This is a genomic window from Vibrio sp. CUB2 (assembly GCF_001557945.1).
GTDB lineage: Bacteria > Pseudomonadota > Gammaproteobacteria > Enterobacterales > Vibrionaceae > Vibrio > Vibrio owensii.
Window position 1 is genome coordinate 95,006 of sequence record NZ_LNRB01000018.1, and the last position, 24,104, is coordinate 119,109.

Genomic DNA, 24,104 nt, shown 5'->3' on the forward strand with positions numbered 1-24,104 from the left:
CACGAACGTGGCGATTCACTACGTAAGCATTGCCAAAACGGATTGGAGCAACCGACCCTTTATGTTGTTGATCATCGATAACTACGACTCTTTTACCTACAACCTTTACCAATACTTCTGCGAGCTTGGTGCAGACGTAAAGGTGGTGCGTAACGATGAAATCGACATCCAAGGTATTGAGGCGCTCAACCCAACTCATTTGGTGATCTCTCCAGGGCCATGTACCCCTAACGAAGCGGGTATCTCTCTACAAGCCATTGAACACTTTGCTGGTAAGTTACCTATCTTGGGCGTTTGCCTTGGCCATCAGGCGATTGCGCAGGTGTTTGGAGGGGAAGTGGTACGTGCTCGACAAGTGATGCACGGTAAGACCTCACCAATTCGTCACAACGGTCGCAGTGTGTTTAAAAATCTTAATAACCCACTGACGGTAACCCGCTACCACTCTCTGGTGGTGAAAAACGGCACATTACCTGATGTGTTTGAATTGACTGCTTGGACTGAACTGCCTGACGGATCTATGGATGAAATCATGGGTTATCAGCATAAAACCCTGCCAATTGACGCAGTACAGTTTCATCCTGAGTCGATTAAGACAGAACAAGGTCACGAGCTGCTTGCAAACTTTCTTGCGCGCAAAGCGATCTGATCGCGATCACCTTTCTTAACAAATTCTTCATGTTTTTCGCCTAAGAATGGGAATGCAAAACTATGCGTTCCGTCTATTTGGTGGCGGCTATTCATTTTTCTCCTTTCTTTCTAACCCTTGTCATACATAACTTTTATAAAAAATCGCTTCTCTATTTGCGTTTCTTAGTGCATAAATAATCATAGATAGTGAGTATGGGTGGTTGCGCTCCAAAGCGAAAAGAATAAATCACTATTGAAATGGTTAATTAAATGTAAATACAATGCCGCAATAGCTTAAATGCAAAACATTATTTGCTGGCAAAGAGTGCCGGTTAAATTCGCTTATCTGCTAGGCATGCGGTATCAAGAAGGAATGTGCAATGACAACGGAAAACAAAGTAGAGCGCGGTTTATTCGATGAGGTAATGGTACCTTGCTATAACCCGATGGAAATGATCCCTGTAAAAGGTGAAGGTTCACGCATTTGGGATCAGAACGGAAATGAATACATCGACTTTGCTGGTGGTATTGCGGTGAGCTGTCTTGGTCATTGTCACCCAGTTATGGTGAACGCATTGACTGAGCAAGGTAACAAGCTTTGGCACCTAAGTAATGTTATGACTAACGAGCCAGCACTGCGATTGGCGAAGAAGCTAACAGAAGTCAGCTTTGCTGAGCGCGTGTTCTTTGCTAACTCTGGCGCAGAAGCAAACGAAGCGGCACTAAAGCTAGCACGTCGTTACGCAGCAGACGTTCATGGTACAGAGAAATCTGAAATCATCGCATTCAAACAAGGTTTCCACGGTCGTACTTTCTTCACGGTAACGGTTGGTGGTCAAGCGGCTTACTCAGACGGTTTCGGTCCTAAGCCGGGCGATGTGACACACCTTCCTTACAACGATATCGAAGCACTACAAGCCCACATGTCTGATCGCACTTGTGCGGTAATGATGGAGCCTCTGCAAGGTGAGGGCGGCATCATTCCACCAACACCTGAGTTTGCTCAAGCGGTTCGCGAGCTGTGTGATAAGCACAACGCACTGCTGATCTTTGATGAAGTGCAAACTGGTAACGGTCGTACAGGCCACTTCTATGCATACCAAGGCCTGGGCATCACGCCAGACATTCTAAGCACAGCGAAATCACTGGGTGGCGGTTTCCCTATCGGTGCGATGCTAACGACGGCAAAACTGGCTGAGCACATGAAAGTGGGCACGCACGGTTCAACTTACGGCGGTAACCCGCTAGCGTGTGCGGTTGCAGAAGCGGTTGTTGAAGAAGTGACAAAACCAGAAGTACTGGCTGGCGTATTAGAACGTGAAGCGATGTTCCGTGAAGGTCTGGAGAAGATTAACGCGAAATACAACATCTTCTCTGAAGTGCGCGGTAAAGGTCTACTGCTTGGTGCTGCACTTAATGAAGAGTGGCAAGGTCGTGCGCGTGACGTACTGGTTGCTGCAGGTAAACAAGGTCTCATGGTATTGGTTGCGGGTGCCAATGTCGTACGTTTCACACCATCACTCGTTATCACACAACAAGAAATTGAAGAAGGTTTGGCGAAGCTAGATAAAGCGATCGCAACGCTGGTTTAAGCGCGATCTCAGCTTATCGTCAACTTAGAACCCCCATCAAGGATCTCTGATGGGGGTATTGTTCCTACAATATAGTTAGGATCTTCTTGCATCTGGAGGGAGTATTGATGCTAGTAGTTCGCCCTATCGCAATGTCGGATTATGACGCGCTGCACACCTGTGCGGTTGAGTCAGGTCATGGATTTACATCTCTACCGGTTAACGAAGAACTGTTAACCAATCGAATCAAACACTCAGAATACAGTTTTGGCAAACCTGACGTGAAGGAAGCCGGTGATGAAGGCTACCTAATGGTGGGTTTTGAATCTGAAACTGGTGAGGTGGCAGGTACCACAGGTATTGAAGCTTCGATTGGCTGGGATGTGCCTTTTTATTCTTACCACATCAGTAAAGTGGTGCACTCGTCACCAAAGCTTGGCGTAAACAACGTGGTTAAGCTGCTGACGTTTGGTAACAACTACACGGGTAACAGCGAAATCTGTACCTTGTTCCTACGTGAGAAATTTCGTGGTGGCTTGAACGGACGTCTGATGTCCAAGTGTCGTTTCTTAATGATGGCAGAGCACCCAGAGCGTTTCTCGGAAACCATCTTTGCTGAAATGCGTGGTGTATCAGACGAGAACGGTAACTCGCCATTCTGGCAGTGGCTTCAAGAGCATTTCTTCTCTATCGATTTTACGCTTGCGGATTACCTAACTGGTATCGGTAAGAAAGGCTTTATCGCCGACCTGATGCCGAAGTTGCCAATCTACATCAACCTACTGAGCCCAGAAGCACAAGCTGTGATTGGTAAAGTGCACGACAACACGCGTCCAGCATTGAAACTGCTTGAGCGTGAAGGTTTTACCAACCGTGGATACGTCGACATTTTCGATGGTGGCCCAACAGTAGAATGTGACCTACGAAATATCGAATCGGTACGCCACTCATTCCGCGCGCAAGTCAAAATCTCGGAGCACACCAGCACACAAGACTTCTTGATGTGTAACTCGTCATTCGAGAACTTCCGTGCCGCCGCAGCAAAAGCAGCGTATGACGCAGAAACGCAAAGCGTAGTGCTTGCACCAGAATTGGCGGATGCACTCTTGGTTGAGGAAGGGGATTTTGTTCGCCTTCTTCCGCAGTAACTGACGACAGAATTTAAGGATAGAAACAATGACACATTGGATTGCAGGTGAATGGGTACAAGGTCAGGGTGAAGCATTTACGTCTCTGTCGCCTTACAACCAAGAAGTGATCTGGCAAGGTAACGGCGCAACAGCAGAGCAGGTTAACCAAGCGGTATCTGCGGCGCGTGAAGCGTTTGTTGATTGGAAGAAGCGCCCATTTGCAGAGCGTGAAGCGATCGTGCTGGCTTTTGCCGAGAAAGTAAAAGAGAACAGCGAAAAAATCGCCGAAGTAATTGCCAAAGAAACGGGCAAGCCAATCTGGGAAACACGCACCGAAGCGGCAGCGATGGCGGGTAAAATCGCGATTTCTATTCGTGCTTACCACGACCGTACGGGTGAAGCGACACGTGAAGCTGCAGGCAACCAAATTGTATTGCGTCATCGCCCATTGGGTGTGATGGCGGTGTTTGGTCCTTATAACTTCCCAGGTCACTTGCCAAATGGTCACATCGTGCCAGCACTACTGGCAGGTAACACCGTAGTCTTCAAACCGTCTGAGCAAACGCCATGGACAGGTGAACTCGCTATGAAGCTGTGGGAAGAGGTCGGTCTACCAAAAGGTGTGATTAACCTAGTCCAAGGCGCGAAAGCAACTGGTATTGCGCTAGCGGATGCGAAAGGCATTGATGGCGTGCTGTTCACCGGGAGTGCAAACACAGGTCATGTTCTCCATCGTCAGTTTGCTGGTCAGCCGGGCAAAATGCTGGCGCTTGAAATGGGTGGCAACAACCCGATGGTTATCTCGGATAACTATGGCGACCTAGACGCAACGGTTTACACCATTATCCAATCTGCTTTCATCAGTGCAGGACAACGCTGTACCTGTGCTCGTCGTCTATACATTCCGTTTGGCGACAAGGGTGATGCCGTCATTACTAAGCTGGTGGAAGCGACACTCAATATTCGCGTAGACCAACCATTTGCAGAGCCTGCGCCTTTCATGGGACCGCAAATTTCGGTAGCGGCAGCTAAGTTCATCCTCGATGCTCAAGCGAACTTGCAAGCACTGGGTGGTGAAAGCTTGATCGAAGCGAAAGCGGGCGAAGCGGCGTTTGTTTCTCCAGGCATCATCGATGTGACGAACATTGCTGAGTTGCCAGATGAAGAGTACTTCGGTCCACTTCTGCAAGTGGTGCGCTACGAAGGGCTAGAGAAAGCGGTAGAACTGGCGAACGATACGCGCTTTGGTCTTTCTGCAGGTCTGGTTTCAACCGACGATCAAGAGTGGGAATACTTCGTTGACCACATTCGTGCTGGCATCGTGAACCGTAACCGTCAGTTAACAGGTGCAAGCGGTGATGCACCATTTGGTGGTCCGGGTGCGTCGGGTAACCTACGTCCAAGCGCTTACTACGCAGCAGACTACTGTGCGTACCCAATGGCATCAATGGAAGGACAAGAGACGGTCTTGCCTGCCACATTGAGCCCGGGTGTAAGCCTGTAATAGAGAAATACGAAGCGGTGACAAAGTATCGCCGCTTCTCTCTGCCGGAGCTATTTACCAAGTTAGGATTCTGGTAAGCGCGCTGGCAAACGCCAAAGGCGAGCTTAAGACTCTCCAGAGCGTGTTGACTGACTGGCACTTATGCCACACATACCGTCACAGGTTGATGGCCGCTCGTTCGTGATTCTGGACAGCTTTAGGGCTGTGAACGAGCGGTCAACTTCCTCTTACCCCTAACTCTACATTTCATAACAAGGAGTCGTTATGACGCCCGATGTGTTATTTGAATCGCTATGGCAAGACTACATTCAACGTCTTTGCCCTTCCGCTGCTAAAGTCCATCAACTTCTTCAAGAAGATGAGCCTCTGATTAATGACCATATTGCGCTACGTACGTTTAATGTCGCTCCCCTAGGCATTGAAACGTTAGCGAAGCCATTCCTAGCGGTGGGTTACAAAGCCTGTGGTGACTACGTATTTGAAAGCAAAAAGCTGGTGGCAAAACATTTTGAGCACCCAGATCCGAAACAACCAAAAGTCTTCATCAGTGAATTGAAAGTGGATGAGTGCTCACCAGAGCTACAAGCCATTGTTCATAAACTGGTAGAGCAGGTTGATGCTTCTAAACTGACAGGCAGTGACTTCTTGTACGGCGGACGTTTGTGGGACCTTAGTTATGCTGACTTCCAAACTTTGGCGAAAGAGAGTGAATACGCTTCTTGGCTTGCTGCGCACGGTTACGGAGCGAACCACTTCACAGTGAGTGTGAATCAACTCAACCAGCATGAAGAAGTAAAGCAAGTGAACGACCACCTACGTACAGTAGGGTTCACCATCAACGAGAATGGCGGTGAAGTAAAAGGCACGCCAGAGGTGTTACTAGAGCAATCATCGACTATGGCAGACAAAGTGCCAGTGACCTTTACTGAAGGCGTTGAGGTGATTCCTGGAGGCTTCTACGAGTTTGCTAAGCGCTACCCAATGGATAACGGTGAGTTGTACCCAGGATTTGTGGCTGCATCGGCAGATAAGATCTTCGAGAGTACTAACGGTTAAAGAAGAATCGAGAACGTGCTACGCACTGGAGATGCGGGAACGCTTTGCTTCGAGAGAGTTGAAAACTCGAAATCTGAGAGGGCTTTATCTCGTAGGACGAAGTCCGCTCTCGGAACGCAGTGTTCTCGACTCTCGATTCTTTGCTTTCCGTTCCCGACTCCAAAAAAGAAAAAGCCACCAAACTTGCATTTGGTGGCTTTTAAATTTTTTAAACGTTAATCGAGATTAACGAGTCCCGTAAACAACGATAGTTTTACCGTGCGCAGAAATTAGGTTCTGCTCTTCTAGCATCTTCAAGATACGACCTACTGTCTCACGAGAACAGCCAACGATTTGACCGATTTCTTGGCGAGTGATCTTGATTTGCATGCCGTCTGGGTGCGTCATCGCATCTGGCTGTTTAGCAAGGTTCAGAAGAGTCTGAGCGATACGACCAGTTACGTCTAGGAACGCTAGGTCACCCACTTTTTGGCTAGTAACTTGTAGACGACGAGCCATCTGCGCAGAAAGGCGCATTAGGATGTCTGGGTTAACTTGGATAAGTTGACGGAATTTCTTGAAAGAAATCTCAGCCACTTCACAAGGAGATTTAGCGCGAACCCAAGCTGTACGCTCTTGGTCTTCTTCGAATAGACCAAGTTCACCAATGAAGTCGCCCTGGTTTAGGTAAGAAAGGATCATTTCCTTACCTTCTTCGTCTTTGATAAGAACCGCAACAGAACCTTTAACGATGTAGTACAAAGTCTCTGCTTTTTCGCCCGCGTGAATTAGCGTGCTTTTTGATGGGTACTTATGAATATGACAGTGTGAAAGAAACCACTCTAATGTTGGGTCGGTTTGAGGTTTACCTAGAACCATAATATCTCACTTCCTCTGCAGGGTACGCTTGCGCTATCCATATTTTAGCTAAGCCTGAATTGGCCTACTAGAATAAGAGCACTTTTTATATGCTGCAAGCTCTCTTGTGTTTCGGTTAGAAATAGTATCCTTTTTCGAAAACGATTTCTTGATTTTAATCGTGCCATGATTGAGATTTTGTAAGCAAAACTGTGCACATGATCACGGTATGAAAAGTAAACACTCCAGTAGGGAGGTTTTTAGCCAATTTTCCCTGTTTCGATGAGTTGTTGCAGAATCGGCCTTACTATGAGCTCCATTGCAAAGCTCATCTTGCCGCCAGGAACCACAATGGTGTTATGGCGAGACATGAATGAGCCATCAATCATCGCCAACAAATACGGGAAGTCGACATTCTTGATACCGCGTAGGCGGATCACCACAAAACTCTCATCCAAACTTGGGATGCCTTTGGCGTTAAGTGGGTTAGACGTATCGACGGTCGGTACGCGCTGGAAGTTGATATGTGTGCGAGAAAATTGCGGGGTAATGTAGTTTAGGTAATCGTCCATAGAGCGCACGATCGAATCCATCACCGCTTCTCTTGAGTGACCACGATCGCGTGTGTCACGAACGAACTTTTGAATCCACTCCAAGTTCACAATAGGCACCATGCCAATCAGAAAATCGACGTGACGCGCCACATTGACATCACCATCTACCACGCCACCGTGTAAACCTTCATAGAACAGTACATCGCTGTTTTCTGGCAGATCTTGCCAAGGCGTAAAGGTGCCCGGCATTTGGTTGTATGGAACGGCTTCATCAAAAGTGTGCAGATAGCGGCGCACGCTGCCAGTGCCATCTTCACCAAACTTACGGAAGAACTCTTCTAGGCCCGGAAAGTCATTGGCTTGAGGACCAAAGTAGCTGATGTGTTTGCCTTGCTCACGTGCTTTGCGGATTTCGACATCCATCTCTGGACGTGTAAAGCGGTGGAAGCTGTCACCTTCAACCCACGCTGGTTTGACGTTCATCATATTGAACATCTTACGGAAGGCTTCAGAAGTGGTGGTTGTGCCGGCACCGGACGAACCAGTAACCGCAATGATTGGGTGTTTCGCTGACATGACAAACCTTGTCGAAAATTACTTACCTGTAAAGTGCAGCACACGTATGCTGCACGGTCGATAACCCACTATAGCACGTAACAAGCCCTTGTCATCGAGTGGGATACGGTAAAATGTGAAGGGTCTAAAACTTTGCTTTTAGTTGGATATCAACCGTTTCATGAAGCTCAGAAAATACGATGACCGCTTCGCCTTTCTCTAATTGGGATTTGACCTGATCGATTTTACTTTGCAGTGAAACTTCGACTGAGCCGTAGTCGGTGCCTTCACGTAGCACGAATTCTCGGATCAGGTTTTCTAATGTCTCTGGCGCAATGTCTTGCCATGGAATGATCATAAATACCTCAAACTTTTATGATGTTTAGTGCGTGCAGAAGCCTTATGTCTGGCACGCCCAGTAGTTTACTGTGTTCGCGGTACGGATACAGCAGAAAGGTAGTCAGCAGCGATACTTTCGTAATATGAAGGCAAGGCTTCTTCCAACCAGAATTTAGGTTTTAATGCGGTGCCTGTCAGGAAGCCAACGTGACCACCATGTTCATAAAGTCGGTAATCGATGTTGTCTGGCAACACGAATTTTGGGATCACCTCTTCGGTCATAAACGGATCGTCTTTAGCGTGGATGATCAGGGTTGGTAAGGTGATCTGTTGCAGCTTGCTTAAGCCAGAACACTGATCGTAATAATCTTGCGCGTCTTTAAAACCATGCAAAGGGGCAGTGATCAGATCGTCGAATTCGTATAAGCGCGTCACGCGTTTGATTGAGTTATACGACAAGGCGAGTTCACCTTGGATTAAGTCGTGTTTCTGCAGTGCATTGCGTTTGAGCGAAGAGAGTAGGTAGCGCTTGTAGACCTTGGAGAAGCCTTGCTCAATACGGTTAGCACACGCAGCCAAATCCAGTGGTGCAGACACAATGGTTGCTGCGCTCAAGATTGGATCATCTTTGTACTCAGCTAAGTAGTTCGCCAACATGTTCCCACCGAGAGAAATGCCTACCGCGACTTTTGGGTTATTGGGAAACTGCTGATTGAGCTGCTGAAGAAAGAAGCGAGCATCGGTCACTTCGCCAGAATGATAAGCGCGGGCTTTCTTGTTTGGTTTACCGCTGCAACCACGAAAGTGCATCATGACCGACAGCCAACCCGATTTAGAGAAGGCGTTCATCAAACCGTTCGCATACGGGCTATAGAAGCAACCTTCCAAGCCATGGAATAGAACGAAGATAGGTTTGTTGCGTGCTGCTTCGGAATCTGGCTGTTGTGACCATGCCAAATCGAGGAAGTCACCATCTGGTGTATCGAGTGTTTGCCAAATAGGCGTAAACAACGCTTTTTTGCGGATAAAGCGCGGTAATAGCGTCTGAAGATGCGGGTTCTTAATCCCGGCGGCTGCGAAAAATTGTGTCATACCTAACTGCTCTTATATGGTCCTTCAATGTTCGCTGAAGAACTTATTAATATAATCCTTTATAGCTTTAGTATAGATATTTTACTGGTTTATGACGGATTTATGGATGGTGAATGTTCGGAACGGGAATTGAGAACGCCTGTTGCAAATGCTCTCCACCCAATTGGCGGCAATATCTCAGCGTCAGTGGGTCACCATCGTTTTTGACTAATTGAAGTGAGTTAACACAGTCAACTAAGTCTGATTGCTGCTGCTTTTCGAGCTGTAATTCGAACTGCAATGCTTCACGATAAAGTGCGTCGTTGACTTGCGCTTTGAGGTGGCGACGAAGTTCGCGGTAAGAGTGGAGTAGGGTTTCGCTTCGACCAAGACAGCCTTGCACCAAGTGCCAGTCTTGCTCTTGGAAAATCACCTGCTGCTCATCGAGCCATCTGAGCAGCAGTAATAGGTTCACGTTGCCGTGGTAGTTGTTTTGCAATGATAAGCACGCTTCCTTCACTTCTCGCACACCATAAAATTGCAGACTGAACTGCCAAAGGTGTTCTAGGGTAAGAGTGTATTCTGCGTGCTCGTTTGTCATTGATTAAACTCTAGTTCCATCTGCTCGAGTGTTTCTTGGGCAGACATCCATTCCATTTCTACTTCTTCAAGATCTGCTTTGCTAGAAGCTTGAAGCGCCAACACTTCGTTAAGTTTAGCCTTGTTTTCGGCTTCATACAGCGAGTTATCCGCTAATTGCTCTTCTGCTTTCGCTAGAGCTTCACCTAACTTATCCATTTTGTTTTCTAACTGTGTCAGCGTTTTGCGAATTGGTGCGGTCTGCTTACGAAATTCTGCTTCGCGTCGCTTTTGCTCTTTTTTCGCCGCTGCACTGTTGGCGTTATCTTTAACTGGCTGAGCCGCTTGTGCTTCTTTACGCTCGGCTTTTTGTTGCTCGGTCAACCACTTGTAGTAATCACTCAAGTCACCGTCGAATGGTGCGACTTGGCGATCGTGCACAAGGTACAAATCATCTGTGGTTGCACGCAATAGGTAGCGGTCGTGCGAAACAATTACCATCGCACCTTCGAACGTTTGCAATGCCATGGTCAGTGCTTGGCGCATGTCCAAGTCTAAGTGGTTGGTCGGTTCATCGAGTAGCAATAGGTTCGGTTTCTGCCACACAATTAATGCCAATACCAAACGTGCTTTTTCACCACCAGAAAACGGTGCAACTTTCTCAAGTGCTTTATCACCTTGGAAACCAAAGCTACCTAGGTAATCACGTAGCTGCTGTTCGGTTTGATCCGGTGCGATTTGCATCATGTGCTGCAGCGGTGTTTCTTCTGGGTGCAGTGTTTCTAGTTGGTGCTGAGCGAAGTAACCGATCTTCACGCCTTGCGAGTAAGTCAGATCGCCGCCTTGCGCTTTTAGCTCACCAGACAGCAATTTGATCAAGGTTGATTTACCCGCGCCGTTACGACCAAGTAGACCAATGCGGCTACCCGGAACAAGGTTAAGGCGGATCTTCTCTAGGATCAGGTTGTCACCGTAGCCTGCCGATACTTCATCCATCATCATTATTGGGTTTGGCAGCGCTGCAGGATCGCGGAACTGGAAACTAAATGGGTTATCGAACTGCGCTGGCAGTACCTTCTCCATACGCTCCAGCGCTTTAATTCGGCTTTGTGCTTGGCGCGCTTTTGATGCTTTGTAGCGGAAGCGGTCAATGTAGCTTTGCATGTGCGACATCTGTTTCTGTTGCTTCTCAAACATCGCTTGTTGCAGCACCATTTTTTGTGCGCGTTGGTTTTCGAATGACGAGTAGTTACCCGTGTATTCGTTCAGCTGCTGGTTCTCGATGTGAATGATACGACCAACGATCGGGTCCAAGAAGTCACGGTCGTGCGAGATTAGAATCAGCGTGCCAGGGTAGTTTTGTAGCCAGCGCTCTAGCCACATTACCGCGTCCAAATCCAAGTGGTTGGTTGGTTCGTCGAGTAGCAGTAGATCAGAACGACACAACAGCGCTTGAGCCAAGTTAAGGCGCATACGCCAACCACCCGAGAACTGAGTTAGGTTCCAGCCCATTTGCTCTTGGCTAAAGCCTAGGCCGTCAAGCAGTTCGGCAGCACGTGCGCGAATGCTGTAACCGCCAATGGTTTCAATCTTGCCATGGATCTCCGCAACCAGTGTGCCGTTGTCTTTCTCCTCGGCGATCGCCAGTTGGGCTTCAAGATCACGGAACTCTCGGTCACCATCAATAACGTATTCAATTGCGCTGCGGTCTAGTGCAGGGGTTTCCTGTGCTACCCATGCCAACTCCCAATGCTGCGGCTGACTAAATGAGCCTGCATCAATCGACAATTCGTCTTTCAGTAGTGCGAATAGAGTCGATTTACCACAGCCATTTTTACCAACCAGACCCACTTTATCGCCTGGGTGAATGGTTGCAGAAGCTTGGTCTAAAAGAGGTTTACCGCCACGCAGTAACTGAATATCAGAGAAGGTAATCATAGAGTTTTAATTCACTTTGCGCAGTGCGCGTTTCTTGGTCGTTGATCTCGCGATGAATAGTAGGGGTATTGGCGGGAAAAGTCGATCTCTGAGCTTTAATTGCATTATGCTATACAAAAAAGTATAACAATCTGATAACGATAATTTTTACTAGGAAATCAACACAAGGACGACCATTTGGCTGTTGCAGCGTCTATTCCCCCAAGAGTTCTGGTTATTTATGCTCACCCAGAGCCGCAAAACTCCATTGCTAATCAAGTGATGATTAAAAAAATCGAATCGCTTGATCATGTCACGGTGCACGATCTTTATGGTGCGTACCCTGATTTCTTTATCGATGTTAACTATGAACACCACTTGTTGGCGGAACACGATGTGATCGTTTTTCATCATCCCCTCTATATGTACTCCTGCCCAGCGTTGCTAAAAGAGTGGATGGATCGTGTGTTAGGCAAAGGCTTTGCGTTTGGCGATGGTTGCGCACTAGAAGGTAAGTATTGGCGCAGTGTGATTACTACTGGCGGTAAAGAGGATGCATTTAGTCCTATGGGTTACAACAAGTACCCACTTGAGCAAATCCTGCAACCGTTCGAGTTGACTGCGGCACTATGTCAGATGCACTGGATGGAACCTTTAGTGTTGTATTGGTCGCGTAATGTCTCGGATATCGAGCGTTATCAGCATGCAGAGCAGTATCGTCAATGGCTCAATCATCCCCTGAGAGAGTGGGGAGAGCAAGGAGGCCAACATGGCGATGACCAGTGAGTTTCTTCAAAGTAGCGTCGTTTTTCTTTCTGCTGCTGTTGTTGCCGTACCGATTGCTCAGCGACTTGGTTTGGGATCGGTACTCGGTTACCTGATTGCAGGAGTTTTAATTGGCCCTTGGGGGCTGGGGTTGATCAGCGATGTGGATGCGATTCTCCATTTTGCTGAACTCGGGGTGGTGTTGCTGCTGTTCTTAATTGGCTTGGAACTGAACCCCAAAAAATTATGGCAAATGCGTGGGCCGATACTCGGCTTAGGTGGCGCTCAAGTCATCGTGACCACGGCAGTAATCGGCAGTATCGTCAGCTTGTTTGGGTTGAGCATGCAAGTCAGCCTCGTCATTGGTATGGGCTTGGCGCTCTCGTCGACGGCAATTGCACTAAAAGTGATAGAAGAGCAGGGGCAAGCCGGCACAGAAACCGGGCAGTCTGGCTTTGCGGTGCTGTTGTTCCAAGACATTGCCGTGATCCCTATGCTCGCTATGCTGCCATTACTTGCTGGTGGGCAAGGTGGTGGCGATTGGTTAGATGCCATTTGGGTACTAGGCAGTGTGGCTGCGTTATTAGTGGGCGGCCATTTCCTTTTACGTCCTCTGTTCCGTTTTGTTGTGATGAGTGGCGTGCGTGAACTCTTCACCGTTGCCGCTCTTCTAGTGGTACTTGGTATCTCTGTTGCGATGCAAAAGCTGGGGCTATCGATGGCACTCGGCACTTTCCTTGCGGGCGTGCTGTTGGCAGAAAGTGAATACCGTCATGAGCTAGAAATCGCGATTGAACCTTTTAAAGGTCTGCTGCTTGGCTTGTTCTTTATCGCTGTTGGTATGGCGGTGAATTTGGGCTTATTAGCACTCCAACCGTTCGCGATAATTAGTGCCGTGATTGCCCTTGTTGTCGTCAAAGGTTTGGTGCTGTATGTCTTAGCTCGCACTGCTCGAGTCCGTGCTAAATCACGTAGCCGTATGGCGGCGATTTTGAGCCAAGGTGGTGAGTTTGCGTTTGTGATTTTCACCGCAGCAAGCCAAGAAGGTATCTTAACTAAAGAGCAAGTTTCCTTCTTACTGGTCGTGGTGAGTTTGTCGATGGTGACGACACCACTGCTGCTCATGGGACAGAAAAAATGGTTTGCTCATACTCTGAACCAAGAAGAAGAGAGCGTGGCCAGCAATGTTGTTGATCGTCGACCACGAGTGATCATCGCAGGCTTTGGTCGTTTTGGTCAGATTGTCGGACGCTTGATGTACGCCAACAAGATCAAAGTAACGGTACTAGAAAGTGACGCGAGCCAAATCCACTTGCTGCGTAAATACGGCTATAAGGTGTTTTATGGTGATGCGACTCAGATTGATTTGTTACGTGCCGCAGGTGCGGATAAAGCAGAAGCCTTAGTGATCTGTACCGACTCACCAGATGAGGTCATGGCGATTGTCGACATTTGCCGTGAATACTTCCCGAAATTAAAAATCCTCGCCCGTGCTCGCAGCCGTGTGGAAGCGTATCAGTTGATGAATCACGGCGTACAAAATTACTCGCGTGAAACCTTTTTAGGCGCCTTAGATCTAGGTCGTCAAGCGCTCGTAGAATTAGGCATGCACCCGTATCAAGCAAAGCGGGCAGAAGCACATTTTCGTAAGTTAGATAATGCTATGCTCAAGGACTTGTTACCTCAGCACAATGAGGACAAAGAACTTGCTCAACGCTCGAAAGAAGCACGTAAAGAACTAGAAGAAATCTTTGGTCGCGAAATGGAAAGCGACCAACAGTCGCCAAATCATTGGAAGTAGTACCCGCGCAGCATCAAGCGGGAAAAGGAATAAAAGTGAAAGCCAAGAAACGTTTTATCGCGGGTGCAAGCTGCCCGAAATGCAGCCAGCAGGATACCCTACGCTGGTGGATCGAGAACAACATCGAACTGGTTGAGTGTGTTGACTGTGATTTTACCGAGCAGCGTAAACCGCAATCTGTAGAAAAAAATAAACACTCAGAACAAGAAATGATTGGGATTTTTAAGCCTGAGTAATTGAACTTCGTTAATTGATCCCCATAATACTACCATCTCGGTACTTAACCCCATTCTGGTTAGGTCAATTAATCTCCCTGGAGTTAGTATGAAAATTGAAAAGAACGTTGTTGCAAGCCTTGCATACAAAGTAATGTTGGAAGACGGTGTTGTTGTTGATCAATCAACAGCTGACGCGCCTCTTGATTACCTACACGGTCACAACAACCTGATCACTGGTCTTGAAAACGAACTAGAAGGCAAAGTGGCTGGCGACAAGTTCTCAGTAACAGTAGCTCCTGAAGATGCGTACGGCGACCACAACGATGCACTAGTGCAACGTGTTCCTGCAGACGTATTCCAAGGCGTTGACCAAATCGAAGTTGGCATGCGTTTCCTAGCAGATACTGACCAAGGTCCAATCCCTGTAGAAGTAACTGAAGTAGACGGCGACGAAGTTGTTGTAGATGGCAACCACATGCTAGCTGGCCAAACTCTAACTTTCGAAGTAGAAGTAATGGCTACTCGTGAAGCAACAACTGAAGAGATCGAGCACGGTCACATCCACCAAGGTGGTGGCTGCTGCGGCGGTGACGACAAAGAAGGCGGCTGCTGTGGTGGCGAAGAGAAAGGCGACGACCACGAATGTTGTGGCGGCGGCGGTTGCGGTTCTCACTAATCGCACGCTCTTCACTAGATAAACTAATCTAGAAAAGCTTTGGAAAGCGCAAGTTGAGGTTTCAACTTGCGCTTTTTGTTTATCTAGGGTGTAGTGCAAATCATACAAGGAATAATAGTTGGACAAAGTGATGACGAAACCCTTCTCGATTGCGATTCATGGTGGTGCGGGCACTATCTTACGTGAACAGATGAGTGATGAACTGCAACAATCCATCTTGGCGGATTTAGAGGCCGCGGTAAAAGCGGGCCATCAAATTCTAGAAAAAGGCGGCGAAGCGTTGGATGCTGTGGTTGCTGCGGTTAAAGTTCTTGAAGACTCTCCTAATTTCAACGCAGGTAAAGGCTCGGTTCTTACCCATAATGAAATGGTAGAAATGGACGCGTCTGTAATGGATGGTAGAAACCAAGCGGCAGGTGCTGTTGCCGGTGTTCGTCATATTAAGAACCCCATCGAGCTCGCTCGTGATGTAATGAAAAACAGCCACCATGTGCTGTTAGTCGGCGAGGGCGCTGAGAAATTTGCTTTCGAACAAGGCCATGAGTACACAGAGCAAGATTACTTCTTCACTGATCGTCGTTATGAACAACTGATTTCTATGCGTGAGAAAGGCTTGTTTGCTCTTTCCGAGTCCCGTTACCCAGATGATCGTAAACACGGTACCGTCGGCGCTGTGGCATTGGACCAACAAGGCAACTTAGCCGCAGCAACCAGCACTGGTGGTGTGACCAACAAGAAATACGGGCGAGTGGGAGATTCCGCTCTGATTGGGTGCGGCACGGTGGCAGAGAATGGCGTTGTTGCGGTTTCCACTACAGGTGTCGGCGAGTTCTTTATTCGTAAACGAGTGGCGGAAGACGTTGCAGCACGCATGCGTTATTTACAAGAAAACGTCCACACGGCTTGTGAACATATCATCCAAGGTGAACTTAAAGAGATGGGCGGAGAGGGCGGTCTAATTGCAATCGATGCACAAGGTGAGTTGCACTTTGCGATGAACAGTTCTGGTATGTACCGAGCAGGGATCAACACGCAAGGTGAGTTGAGCGTAAACATATACTCGGACGAGTAGCGATTCGCTTTCTTAAAGACAACAAAGCCCAGATAAGAGTCTGGGCTTTGTGTTAGTTACTGCACCGGGATTCGGATGAATCAGTAGTGTGGTGGCGGTGTTTCTTCTGATGGATCGGCCAAATTCGACGAATCCATATTCTTCACTTTACCTACCACGTATTTCATCTGATCGAGCATCTTGGTGATTTGCAGTTGTTGCTGTGACAAGGCACCGTTCAGATCTTCAATCGTCTGTTCTTGGAACGCAAGCTGACACTCTAAGTCATTAATGCGAGCTTCCAATTGCTGAATAAGTTTTTCTGTCATGATCCGTTCTCTAGCTGCCAAGCTTGGGCAATGCCCGCAGAAGTGGCAGTAATTATACGTTGCTTGGAATCAAAGGCTGCATCATACACGACCGCACGAGGAGGGCGAGTATCTTTTTTCGGCTCGACTTCAAATCTATCCACTCGTTTACCCGTGTGAGTATCCCATACCATCACGCGCCCTGAAGGCGTTCCTGTAACTAATAAGCGGCCATCGTCTGAGAATCGTGCCGTCGAGAAGATCAACTGACGAGACCAACTGCTGAGCTGTGTCACTTCTTCTCCAGTTTCTAAGTCCCAGATGATGGCTTGATTACCGCCATCGGATGTCATGGCCAGTTTCCCATCACGTTGAAGTGCGACTCTTACCACGCGTTGTTCGTGTTCAAAGCTGCGCAGTACTTGGCCTGTTTCGGTATCCCACAGATACGCTTTGTAGTCATTACCCCCCGTTAAGGCGAAGCGGCCATTGGGAGATATCGCCACAGAATTGACTTTTTCTTGGTGCGCAAGGAACTCTAGTCTGCGACCAGTGACTAAGTTGACGTGAATCGCTTTACCGTTGGACAAGCCAAGCAACACTTGTTCTCCGTTACTGGTGATATCAACGTCTCGAATCAGCGCGTCATCGATAGACCAAAGTCCTTCGGCTTGAGTCCATCCGAGATCCCACACAGCGAAGTTCATTTGGCTCGCTGTGACTGCATAACGACCATTGTCCGAAATGCGAATATGGGAGACCACGTTGGCGGCTTGATCGAGTTCACCCAGCTTTGCGAGTTGTTTGTTTTGCTCCAAATCCCAAAGAACCAATTGGTGCTCTTTGGAGTACAGCAGCGCGAATCGACCATCTCGACTGAGCGCAAAGCTGGTGGAACCTTGTGGTTCGAGTGACCAACGTTGAACATCGCGATCGGTAAAAAAGCATCCATTTAACGTGGTGATGACAATTAAATATAGGAATAAATGAGAAATTCTTTGCATCACATCTAATAATCCGGTTTGTGTCTTAAGACATATAGCTAGTATATTGGTATAACGATTGTCTTCACTAGTCTCATAGAAGATTTGTGCACAACAACCAGTGGCTAAGCCATTATTGGGAGAATTTAATGAAATCAGTTTTAAAAGTGTCGCTACTTGCTGCAACAGTAATGCTAGCGGTAGGTTGTCAAAAAGAAGAAACAAAACCAGAAGCAGCACCTCAAGCAGAACAAGTTCAAGCAGAAACTGGTAAAGCAGTTCACTTTAAAAACGACGATGACAAAGCGGCTTACGCAATCGGTGTTTCATTTGCTAACTACCTAAGCACTAGCATTGAGAAACCAAGCGAGATTGGCATCGACCTAAACAAAGACCTAGTTCTTAAAGGTATCGAAGACGTATTTAAAGACAAAGCAGCGCTAAACGAAGAAGAAACTCGTGCAGCTCTAGAATCTCTAGACAAGCGCGTTGCTGAAACTATGCAAAAGCAAGCGGCTGAAAAAGCAGCTGAAGCGAAGAAAGCTGGCGATGACTTCCGTGCTGAGTTCGAGAAACAAGAAGGCGTAGTGAAGACAGATTCTGGTCTTCTATACCAAGTTGAGACTCCAGCTGAAGGCGAGAAGCCAAAAGACACTGATACTGTTCAAGTACACTACAAAGGTACTCTGATCGACGGTACTCAATTCGACAGCTCATACGATCGTGGCGAACCAGCAACATTCCCACTAAACCGCGTAATCCCAGGTTGGACTGAAGGTGTTCAGCTAATGCCTGTGGGTTCTAAGTTCAAATTCGTTATCCCGCCAGAGCTAGCATACGGTGATCAAGACACACCAAGCATCCCTGCTAACTCAACGCTAGTATTCGAAGTTGAGCTACTAAAAATTGAGAACGACAACGCTGCTCAATAATTACAGTTAGCGATAACTTGATGAAAAAAGGTCCGTTTTGCGGACCTTTTTTGTTCTAGGTCACTAGTTGGTGAGTTTGCTAGGTTGCCTTTCAAATTTTCTGATAAACTTACACCAATTTGTTGATTTTTCGCTCGAAGGCTTATGACAACTACAGAAACAATAAATGCGGAAATGTTGCTCGAAATGGAATCTGTCAACGTGATGCCATTTACCGAGCACGATAAAATCATCTTGAGATCTTACGAAGCGGTCGTGGACGGCATTGCCAGTCTGATCGGTCCTTTCTGTGAAATCGTTCTTCACTCACTCGAAGATCTCAATACCTCTGCAATCAAAATCGCTAACGGCGAGAACACTGGTCGTCAGGTGGGCTCTCCTATCACAGATTTAGCGCTTAAGATGTTGAAAGACATCGAAGGCTCTGAGCGTAACTTCTCGCGTTCGTACTTTACCCGCGCAAAAGGCGGCGTATTGATGAAGTCGATCACTGTCGCTATTCGTAACGGCGAAAACCGCGTGATTGGTCTGCTTTGTATCAACGTCAACCTTGATGCACCTTTCTCTCAAGTCCTTCAATCGTTCATGCCAACGCAAGAAGCGAAAGAAGCGGCGTCTTCTGTTAACTTCGCAAGCGATGTTGAAGAACTTGTAGACCAAACGGTTGAGCGCACGATTGAAGAGATCAACGCCGACAAATCCGTATCGAACAACACCAAAAACCGTCAGATCGTCATGGAGTTGTACGACAAAGGCATCTTCGACATCAAAGACGCCATCAACCGTGTCGCAGACCGTCTGAACATTTCTAAACACACCGTGTACCTATACATTCGTCAGCGTAAAACTGAGGACGAATAAGCGTGAGTGGATTAACTTACACGCTGGTCGTGAATGGTCCTGTTTACGGCAGTCAATCGGCACGCAGCGCATACCAATTCGCACAAGCGGTAATTGAACAAGGACATACTCTGGTGAGTGTGTTCTTTTACCAAGATGGCGTCACCAATGGTACGGCTCTGAGCGTGCCTGCCAACGACGAGTTTGACCTAACCAAAGCATGGCAATCACTCGCACAGCAGCATGATGTTCGCTTGGAAACGTGCGTGGCAGCGGCATTGCGTCGCGGTATCATCAGCGAAGATGAAGCGAATCAACACGGTATTGAACAGAACAACCTAGCTACAGGGTTCGAGCAAGCCGGTTTGGGGAGCTTAGCCGAAGCCATGTTAACCCAAGATAGAGTGGTGCAGTTTTGAGTCAGCTAACTTACCTATTTCGTAGCGCACCTCATGGTAGTAATGCAGGACGTGAAGGTGTGGATGCGCTGCTAGCGGCATCTGCGTACTGTGAAGACATCACCGTCCTATTTGTTGGCGATGGTGTTTATCAGTTACTGCTTGGACAAGAGCCTAACGGCATCTTAAGCAAAGACTACGCACCAATGCTGAAGTTGTTCGACTTGTACGACATTGAGCAAGTGTTTGTTTGTGCTGATTCGCTTGCCGAGCGTGGCGTGGCTCAAGCCGATTTAGTCATTGATGCAGAGGCTCTAAATACTGAGCAACTAAAAGCTAAACTGCAACAAGCGGGCAAACTGCTGTCATTCTGAGGAAGCCATGTTACATATCATCAAATCCGTAGCTGCGTTAGACGATGCAATGGCACTGTACAGTGAGCAAGATGATGTCTTGTTGATTGAAGATGCCGTGTACGCTGCGAACCCTCAGCATAAGGCGTTCAGCAAGGTAAAAGGTCCATCAGTGTTTGCGCTACAAAGCGATATTGAAGCCCGTGGTATGAGCAATCGTATCAGCCCATCTATTGAGGTGATTGGCTATGCTGGCTTTGTTGAACTAACAGCAAAACAAGCCAAATCTCTGACTTGGGATTAACCCTTCTTTCCTGTCGATTGAGCTTTACGGACTAATTACCCTAATTGAACAAAAAAGATCCGTATATTTCTTGACACACCTCTCACTGCTGCATAGAATTTTGCGTCCCTAACTGCCAACCGCTGTTAGGGATAGATTTTTCACAAAGCTTACTTTCAAGTAAATCAGGAGCTAGTTAATGGCAACTATTAACCAGTTGGTACGTAAGCCACGTGCAAAGCAAGTTGTTAAAAGCAACGTGCCTGCACTAGAAGCGTGCCCACAAAAACGTGGTGTATGTACTCGTGTTTACACTACTACACCTAAAAAACCTAACTCAGCACTTCGTAAAGTTTGTCGTGTACGTCTGACAAACGGCTTCGAAGTTACATCGTACATCGGCGGTGAAGGTCACAACCTTCAAGAGCACAGTGTTGTACTAATCCGTGGCGGTCGTGTAAAAGACCTTCCGGGTGTACGTTACCACACTGTTCGCGGTGCACTTGACTGTGCTGGCGTTAACGACCGTAAACAAGGTCGTTCTAAGTACGGTGTGAAGCGTCCTAAGTCTTAATGGATTCCGTTAAGTAAGGCCAAACACTAAATTATTTTTAATTTTTTGAAAAAACTGAAAAGTTTTGGATAAAACCTGAAGAAGACAACGGAGAAAATCCATGCCACGTCGTCGCGTCATTGGTCAGCGTAAGATCCTTCCAGATCCAAAGTTCAAATCTGAACTGCTGGCAAAATTCGTTAACATCCTAATGGTTGACGGTAAAAAATCTACTGCAGAGAAAATTGTTTACACTGCACTAGATTCTATGGCTGAAAAGTCTGGTAAAGACCACTTAGCTATTTTTGAAGAAGCTCTTGAAAATGTTCGCCCAGCGGTAGAAGTTAAATCTCGCCGTGTAGGTGGTTCAACTTACCAAGTACCTGTAGAAGTACGTCCGGTTCGCCGTAACGCACTTGCTATGCGTTGGTTGGTTGAAGCTGCGCGTAAGCGTGGTGAAAAATCTATGGCTCAACGCCTAGCTGCTGAAATGCTAGACGCGTCTGAGAACAAAGGTACTGCGGTTAAGAAACGTGAAGACGTTCACCGCATGGCTGACGCAAACAAAGCGTTCGCTCATTACCGTTGGTAATACCTTTTCAGTGCTGCAAGGTTCCTTGCAGCACTTCTTTAGTTCCTATGCATATGCTAGGAACTATTGCTATATCTAGGGGATAGCATTTTTTAGCTATAGCAATAGTCCCTATCTCTAAGTAAGAGGATTCAATCGTGGCTCGCAAAACTCCTATTGAGCGCTACCGTAATATCGGTATCTGTGCTCACGTAGATGCAGGTAAAACAACCACTACTGAACGTATTCTGTTCTACACTGGTCTGTCTCATAAAATCGGTGAAGTTCACGATGGCGCAGCAACCATGGACTGGATGGAGCAGGAGCAAGAACGTGGTATCACAATCACGTCTGCGGCGACTACTACCTTCTGGCGTGGTATGGAAGCACAATTCCAAGAGCACCGCGTTAACATCATCGACACCCCTGGACACGTTGACTTTACTATCGAAGTAGAGCGTTCTCTGCGCGTACTTGATGGTGCAGTTGTTGTGTTCTGTGGTTCATCTGGTGTTGAACCTCAGTCTGAAACTGTATGGCGTCAAGCTGACAAGTACCACGTTCCACGTATGGTATTTGTAAACAAGATGGACCGTGCAGGTGCTGACTTCCTACGCGTTGTGGACCAAATTAAAAACCGTCTTGGTGCGAATCCTGTTCCAATCCAACTGAACGTTGGTGCAGAAGATGATTTCCGTGGTGTTATCGACCTTATCAAGATGAAAATGATCAACTGGAATGAAGCCGACCAAGGCATGTCGTTCACATACGACGAAATTCCAGCAGACATGCAAGAGCTTGCTGAAGAATGGCGCAACAACCTAGTTGAAGCGGCAGCGGAAGCAACTGAAGAGCTAATGGACAAGTACCTTGAAGAAGGTGAACTGTCTGAAGCTGAGATCAAACAAGCTCTACGTACTCGTACACTAAACAACGAAATCGTACTGGCTACTTGTGGTAGTGCGTTCAAAAACAAAGGTGTTCAAGCAGTACTAGACGCAGTGATCGAATTCTTGCCGTCGCCAGTTGATGTTCCTGCAATTAAAGGCATCGACGAAAGAGAGAACGAAGTTGAGCGTCACGCAGACGACAACGAACCGTTCTCAGCACTAGCATTCAAGATCGCGACTGACCCATTCGTGGGCACGCTAACTTTCATGCGCGTTTACTCAGGTGTTGTGAACTCAGGTGATGCTGTTTACAACTCAGTAAAAGACAAGAAAGAGCGTTTCGGTCGTATCGTACAGATGCATGCGAACAAGCGTGAAGAAGTAAAAGAAGTTCGCGCGGGCGATATCGCAGCTGCTATCGGTCTGAAAGACGTTACAACTGGTGACACGCTATGTGACCAGAACCACAAAGTGATTCTAGAGCGCATGGAGTTCCCTGAACCGGTAATTCAGATCGCGGTAGAGCCTCGCTCTGTTGCCGATCAAGAGAAGATGGGTATTGCACTGGGTAAACTAGCGGCAGAAGATCCATCATTCCGCGTAAAAACGGACGACGAAACAGGTCAGACACTGATCTCTGGTATGGGTGAGCTTCACCTAGATATCATCGTTGATCGTATGAAACGTGAATTCAGCGTTGACTGTAATGTTGGTAAACCTCAGGTTGCGTACCGTGAAACAATCCGTGGCAACGCGGAAGTTGAAGGTAAATTTGTACGTCAATCTGGTGGTCGTGGTCAGTATGGTCACGTATGGATCAAACTGGAGCCATCTGAACCTGGTGAAGGTTTTGTCTTTGTTGACGAAATTGTGGGTGGTGTTGTTCCTAAGGAATACATCAACTCGGTAGCGAAAGGTATCGAAGAGCAAATGAACAGCGGTGTTCTAGCGGGTTATCCTGTATTAGATATTAAAGCCACTCTGTTTGATGGTTCTTACCACGATGTTGACTCTAACGAGATGGCGTTTAAGATCGCTGGCTCGATGGCATTCAAGAAGGGTTCATTAGAAGCACAGCCTGTTCTTCTTGAGCCAATGATGAATGTTGAAGTAACTACTCCTGAAGATTGGATGGGTGATGTTGTTGGTGACCTTAACCGCCGTCGCGGTATGATCGAAGGTATGGACGATGGTGTGGCTGGTATTAAGATCATCCGCGCTCAAGTACCACTATCTGAGATGTTTGGTTACGCAACGGACCTACGTTCTGCAACTCAAGGCCGTGCGTCTTACTCTATGGAGTTTAACGAGTACGCTGAAGTACCGAAAAACTTCGCAGATAAAATCATTGCAGACCGTGGTTACTAATTAAAACGCTTTGAGCTGAAAAAAAGTCCAGCTTTTTTAAAGATCAATGCGTCCAAATATTGCGCTAACAGACGTTGGCGCATAAAATAACAATTTCTGGCGCGTCGGGATCAATAATGATCACGGCGAATCATAACTAGGAAGGAACACGATTGTGTCTAAAGAAAAATTTGAACGTGTAAAACCGCACGTAAACGTTGGTACTATCGGCCACGTTGACCACGGTAAAACTACTCTAACTGCAGCTATCTGTACAACACTTGCTAAAGTATACGGCGGTGCTGCTCGTGACTTCGCATCTATCGATAACGCTCCAGAAGAGCGTGAGCGCGGTATCACAATCGCTACTTCTCACGTAGAGTACGACACTC

27 protein-coding genes are annotated in these 24,104 nt (G+C 47.3%); 19 read left to right on the plus strand and 8 right to left on the minus strand.

Features of this window, described 5'->3' with window-relative positions; all coding sequences use genetic code 11:
* Positions 1-61 precede the first annotated feature (61 nt).
* The 5 genes from ATB78_RS22970 (at position 62) to ATB78_RS22990 (ending at position 5,891) form a co-directional block, all read left to right on the plus strand.
* Positions 62-649 carry an aminodeoxychorismate/anthranilate synthase component II gene (locus tag ATB78_RS22970; RefSeq protein WP_039840860.1) on the plus strand — a complete coding sequence of 196 codons (588 nt, stop codon included), beginning with the start codon at positions 62-64 and terminating at the stop codon, positions 647-649.
* Between the two features lie 361 nt (positions 650-1,010).
* Positions 1,011-2,222, plus strand: a complete 1,212-nt coding sequence (locus ATB78_RS22975) for an aspartate aminotransferase family protein (RefSeq protein WP_005438347.1) — start codon at positions 1,011-1,013, stop codon at positions 2,220-2,222.
* Between the two features lie 107 nt (positions 2,223-2,329).
* On the plus strand, positions 2,330-3,349 hold the full coding sequence (astA, locus tag ATB78_RS22980) for an arginine N-succinyltransferase (protein ID WP_005438349.1): 1,020 nt from the start codon (positions 2,330-2,332) through the stop codon (positions 3,347-3,349).
* Between the two features lie 28 nt (positions 3,350-3,377).
* A complete protein-coding gene (astD, locus tag ATB78_RS22985) occupies positions 3,378-4,835 on the plus strand; it encodes a succinylglutamate-semialdehyde dehydrogenase (RefSeq protein WP_061010687.1) in 1,458 nt (485 codons plus the stop codon).
* 264 nt (positions 4,836-5,099) lie between these two features.
* Entirely contained in the window at positions 5,100-5,891 is a 792-nt protein-coding gene (locus ATB78_RS22990) for a DUF1338 domain-containing protein (protein WP_038892627.1), read from the plus strand.
* 225 nt (positions 5,892-6,116) lie between these two features.
* On the opposite strand, the gene crp is transcribed toward ATB78_RS22990, so the two are convergent.
* The 6 genes from crp to ATB78_RS23020 form a co-directional block, all read right to left on the minus strand.
* Positions 6,117-6,749 (minus strand): cAMP-activated global transcriptional regulator CRP, encoded by a 633-nt coding sequence (crp, locus tag ATB78_RS22995; protein ID WP_005381432.1) that lies wholly within the window; start codon positions 6,747-6,749, stop codon positions 6,117-6,119.
* Positions 6,750-6,988: 239 nt separating this feature from the next.
* On the minus strand, positions 6,989-7,858 hold the full coding sequence (locus tag ATB78_RS23000; RefSeq protein WP_005438358.1) for a phosphoribulokinase: 870 nt from the start codon (positions 7,856-7,858) through the stop codon (positions 6,989-6,991).
* Between the two features lie 124 nt (positions 7,859-7,982).
* On the minus strand, positions 7,983-8,195 hold the full coding sequence (locus tag ATB78_RS23005; RefSeq protein ID WP_005432763.1) for a YheU family protein: 213 nt from the start codon (positions 8,193-8,195) through the stop codon (positions 7,983-7,985).
* A gap of 65 nt (positions 8,196-8,260) precedes the next feature.
* The gene (locus ATB78_RS23010) at positions 8,261-9,268 is read right to left on the minus strand and encodes a hydrolase (RefSeq protein WP_039985039.1); all 1,008 of its coding nucleotides are present in this window, start codon (positions 9,266-9,268) and stop codon (positions 8,261-8,263) included.
* A 100-nt stretch (positions 9,269-9,368) separates the two neighbouring features.
* The gene (locus ATB78_RS23015; protein ID WP_009705493.1) at positions 9,369-9,848 is read right to left on the minus strand and encodes a TIGR02444 family protein; all 480 of its coding nucleotides are present in this window, start codon (positions 9,846-9,848) and stop codon (positions 9,369-9,371) included.
* Positions 9,845-11,764 carry an ABC transporter ATP-binding protein gene (locus ATB78_RS23020; RefSeq protein ID WP_039840864.1) on the minus strand — a complete coding sequence of 640 codons (1,920 nt, stop codon included), beginning with the start codon at positions 11,762-11,764 and terminating at the stop codon, positions 9,845-9,847. The genes ATB78_RS23015 and ATB78_RS23020 overlap by 4 nt, the downstream gene beginning before the upstream one ends.
* 177 nt (positions 11,765-11,941) lie before the next feature.
* Here ATB78_RS23020 and kefG point away from each other — a divergent pair, with 177 nt between their 5' ends.
* The 5 genes from kefG to ATB78_RS23045 all read left to right on the plus strand — a co-directional run bounded on the left by kefG (position 11,942) and on the right by ATB78_RS23045 (position 16,275).
* Positions 11,942-12,529, plus strand: coding sequence for a glutathione-regulated potassium-efflux system ancillary protein KefG (gene kefG / locus ATB78_RS23025; protein ID WP_005438364.1), 588 nt, complete (start codon positions 11,942-11,944; stop codon positions 12,527-12,529).
* Entirely contained in the window at positions 12,513-14,309 is a 1,797-nt protein-coding gene (kefB, locus tag ATB78_RS23030; RefSeq protein WP_009705496.1) for a glutathione-regulated potassium-efflux system protein KefB, read from the plus strand. Before kefG ends, kefB begins: the two co-directional genes overlap by 17 nt.
* Before the next feature lie 35 nt (positions 14,310-14,344).
* The gene (locus ATB78_RS23035) at positions 14,345-14,545 is read left to right on the plus strand and encodes a YheV family putative zinc ribbon protein (protein ID WP_033005797.1); all 201 of its coding nucleotides are present in this window, start codon (positions 14,345-14,347) and stop codon (positions 14,543-14,545) included.
* Positions 14,546-14,633: 88 nt separating this feature from the next.
* Positions 14,634-15,203 (plus strand): peptidylprolyl isomerase, encoded by a 570-nt coding sequence (slyD, locus tag ATB78_RS23040; protein WP_061010689.1) that lies wholly within the window; start codon positions 14,634-14,636, stop codon positions 15,201-15,203.
* Positions 15,204-15,333: 130 nt separating this feature from the next.
* On the plus strand, positions 15,334-16,275 hold the full coding sequence (locus ATB78_RS23045; protein ID WP_061010694.1) for an isoaspartyl peptidase/L-asparaginase: 942 nt from the start codon (positions 15,334-15,336) through the stop codon (positions 16,273-16,275).
* Between the two features lie 80 nt (positions 16,276-16,355).
* Here the strand turns inward: ATB78_RS23045 and ATB78_RS23050 are convergent, their stop codons facing one another.
* Positions 16,356-16,583 carry a SlyX family protein gene (locus ATB78_RS23050; protein ID WP_005438375.1) on the minus strand — a complete coding sequence of 76 codons (228 nt, stop codon included), beginning with the start codon at positions 16,581-16,583 and terminating at the stop codon, positions 16,356-16,358.
* The gene (locus tag ATB78_RS23055; RefSeq protein ID WP_039840865.1) at positions 16,580-17,566 is read right to left on the minus strand and encodes a PQQ-binding-like beta-propeller repeat protein; all 987 of its coding nucleotides are present in this window, start codon (positions 17,564-17,566) and stop codon (positions 16,580-16,582) included. Before ATB78_RS23055 ends, ATB78_RS23050 begins: the two co-directional genes overlap by 4 nt.
* 128 nt (positions 17,567-17,694) lie before the next feature.
* Between ATB78_RS23055 and fkpA the strand changes: the two genes are divergently transcribed.
* From fkpA to ATB78_RS23100, 9 genes are all read left to right on the plus strand, one after another.
* A complete protein-coding gene (gene fkpA / locus ATB78_RS23060; RefSeq protein WP_009705500.1) occupies positions 17,695-18,477 on the plus strand; it encodes an FKBP-type peptidyl-prolyl cis-trans isomerase in 783 nt (260 codons plus the stop codon).
* A gap of 144 nt (positions 18,478-18,621) precedes the next feature.
* Positions 18,622-19,338 (plus strand): transcriptional regulator, encoded by a 717-nt coding sequence (locus tag ATB78_RS23065; RefSeq protein WP_005438378.1) that lies wholly within the window; start codon positions 18,622-18,624, stop codon positions 19,336-19,338.
* Positions 19,339-19,340: 2 nt separating this feature from the next.
* The gene (gene tusD / locus ATB78_RS23070; RefSeq protein ID WP_061010690.1) at positions 19,341-19,736 is read left to right on the plus strand and encodes a sulfurtransferase complex subunit TusD; all 396 of its coding nucleotides are present in this window, start codon (positions 19,341-19,343) and stop codon (positions 19,734-19,736) included.
* Positions 19,733-20,089: a sulfurtransferase complex subunit TusC gene (gene tusC / locus ATB78_RS23075; RefSeq protein WP_061010692.1), complete on the plus strand. Its 357-nt coding sequence runs from the start codon at positions 19,733-19,735 to the stop codon at positions 20,087-20,089. Before tusD ends, tusC begins: the two co-directional genes overlap by 4 nt.
* Positions 20,090-20,096: 7 nt before the next feature.
* Entirely contained in the window at positions 20,097-20,372 is a 276-nt protein-coding gene (gene tusB / locus ATB78_RS23080) for a sulfurtransferase complex subunit TusB (RefSeq protein WP_005438388.1), read from the plus strand.
* 178 nt (positions 20,373-20,550) lie between these two features.
* Entirely contained in the window at positions 20,551-20,925 is a 375-nt protein-coding gene (gene rpsL / locus ATB78_RS23085; RefSeq protein WP_004399892.1) for a 30S ribosomal protein S12, read from the plus strand.
* A gap of 100 nt (positions 20,926-21,025) precedes the next feature.
* Entirely contained in the window at positions 21,026-21,496 is a 471-nt protein-coding gene (gene rpsG / locus ATB78_RS23090) for a 30S ribosomal protein S7 (protein ID WP_005438390.1), read from the plus strand.
* Positions 21,497-21,633: 137 nt separating this feature from the next.
* Positions 21,634-23,733 carry an elongation factor G gene (fusA, locus tag ATB78_RS23095; protein WP_005438392.1) on the plus strand — a complete coding sequence of 700 codons (2,100 nt, stop codon included), beginning with the start codon at positions 21,634-21,636 and terminating at the stop codon, positions 23,731-23,733.
* Between the two features lie 154 nt (positions 23,734-23,887).
* Positions 23,888-24,104, plus strand: a 217-nt coding sequence (locus tag ATB78_RS23100; RefSeq protein WP_230959143.1) for a GTP-binding protein, incomplete at its 3' end; no start/stop codon positions are given.

Coding starts and splice junctions, on each gene's coding strand:
- ATB78_RS22970 (WP_039840860.1), top strand. CDS start 62: ATGTTGTTGATCATCGATAACTACGACTCTTTTACCTACAACCTTTAC.
- ATB78_RS22975 (WP_005438347.1), top strand. CDS start 1,011: ATGACAACGGAAAACAAAGTAGAGCGCGGTTTATTCGATGAGGTAATG.
- astA (WP_005438349.1), top strand. CDS start 2,330: ATGCTAGTAGTTCGCCCTATCGCAATGTCGGATTATGACGCGCTGCAC.
- astD (WP_061010687.1), top strand. CDS start 3,378: ATGACACATTGGATTGCAGGTGAATGGGTACAAGGTCAGGGTGAAGCA.
- ATB78_RS22990 (WP_038892627.1), top strand. CDS start 5,100: ATGACGCCCGATGTGTTATTTGAATCGCTATGGCAAGACTACATTCAA.
- crp (WP_005381432.1), bottom strand. CDS start 6,749: ATGGTTCTAGGTAAACCTCAAACCGACCCAACATTAGAGTGGTTTCTT.
- ATB78_RS23000 (WP_005438358.1), bottom strand. CDS start 7,858: ATGTCAGCGAAACACCCAATCATTGCGGTTACTGGTTCGTCCGGTGCC.
- ATB78_RS23005 (WP_005432763.1), bottom strand. CDS start 8,195: ATGATCATTCCATGGCAAGACATTGCGCCAGAGACATTAGAAAACCTG.
- ATB78_RS23010 (WP_039985039.1), bottom strand. CDS start 9,268: ATGACACAATTTTTCGCAGCCGCCGGGATTAAGAACCCGCATCTTCAG.
- ATB78_RS23015 (WP_009705493.1), bottom strand. CDS start 9,848: ATGACAAACGAGCACGCAGAATACACTCTTACCCTAGAACACCTTTGG.
- ATB78_RS23020 (WP_039840864.1), bottom strand. CDS start 11,764: ATGATTACCTTCTCTGATATTCAGTTACTGCGTGGCGGTAAACCTCTT.
- kefB (WP_009705496.1), top strand. CDS start 12,513: ATGGCGATGACCAGTGAGTTTCTTCAAAGTAGCGTCGTTTTTCTTTCT.
- slyD (WP_061010689.1), top strand. CDS start 14,634: ATGAAAATTGAAAAGAACGTTGTTGCAAGCCTTGCATACAAAGTAATG.
- ATB78_RS23045 (WP_061010694.1), top strand. CDS start 15,334: ATGACGAAACCCTTCTCGATTGCGATTCATGGTGGTGCGGGCACTATC.
- ATB78_RS23050 (WP_005438375.1), bottom strand. CDS start 16,583: ATGACAGAAAAACTTATTCAGCAATTGGAAGCTCGCATTAATGACTTA.
- ATB78_RS23055 (WP_039840865.1), bottom strand. CDS start 17,566: ATGCAAAGAATTTCTCATTTATTCCTATATTTAATTGTCATCACCACG.
- fkpA (WP_009705500.1), top strand. CDS start 17,695: ATGAAATCAGTTTTAAAAGTGTCGCTACTTGCTGCAACAGTAATGCTA.
- ATB78_RS23065 (WP_005438378.1), top strand. CDS start 18,622: ATGACAACTACAGAAACAATAAATGCGGAAATGTTGCTCGAAATGGAA.
- tusB (WP_005438388.1), top strand. CDS start 20,097: ATGTTACATATCATCAAATCCGTAGCTGCGTTAGACGATGCAATGGCA.
- rpsL (WP_004399892.1), top strand. CDS start 20,551: ATGGCAACTATTAACCAGTTGGTACGTAAGCCACGTGCAAAGCAAGTT.
- rpsG (WP_005438390.1), top strand. CDS start 21,026: ATGCCACGTCGTCGCGTCATTGGTCAGCGTAAGATCCTTCCAGATCCA.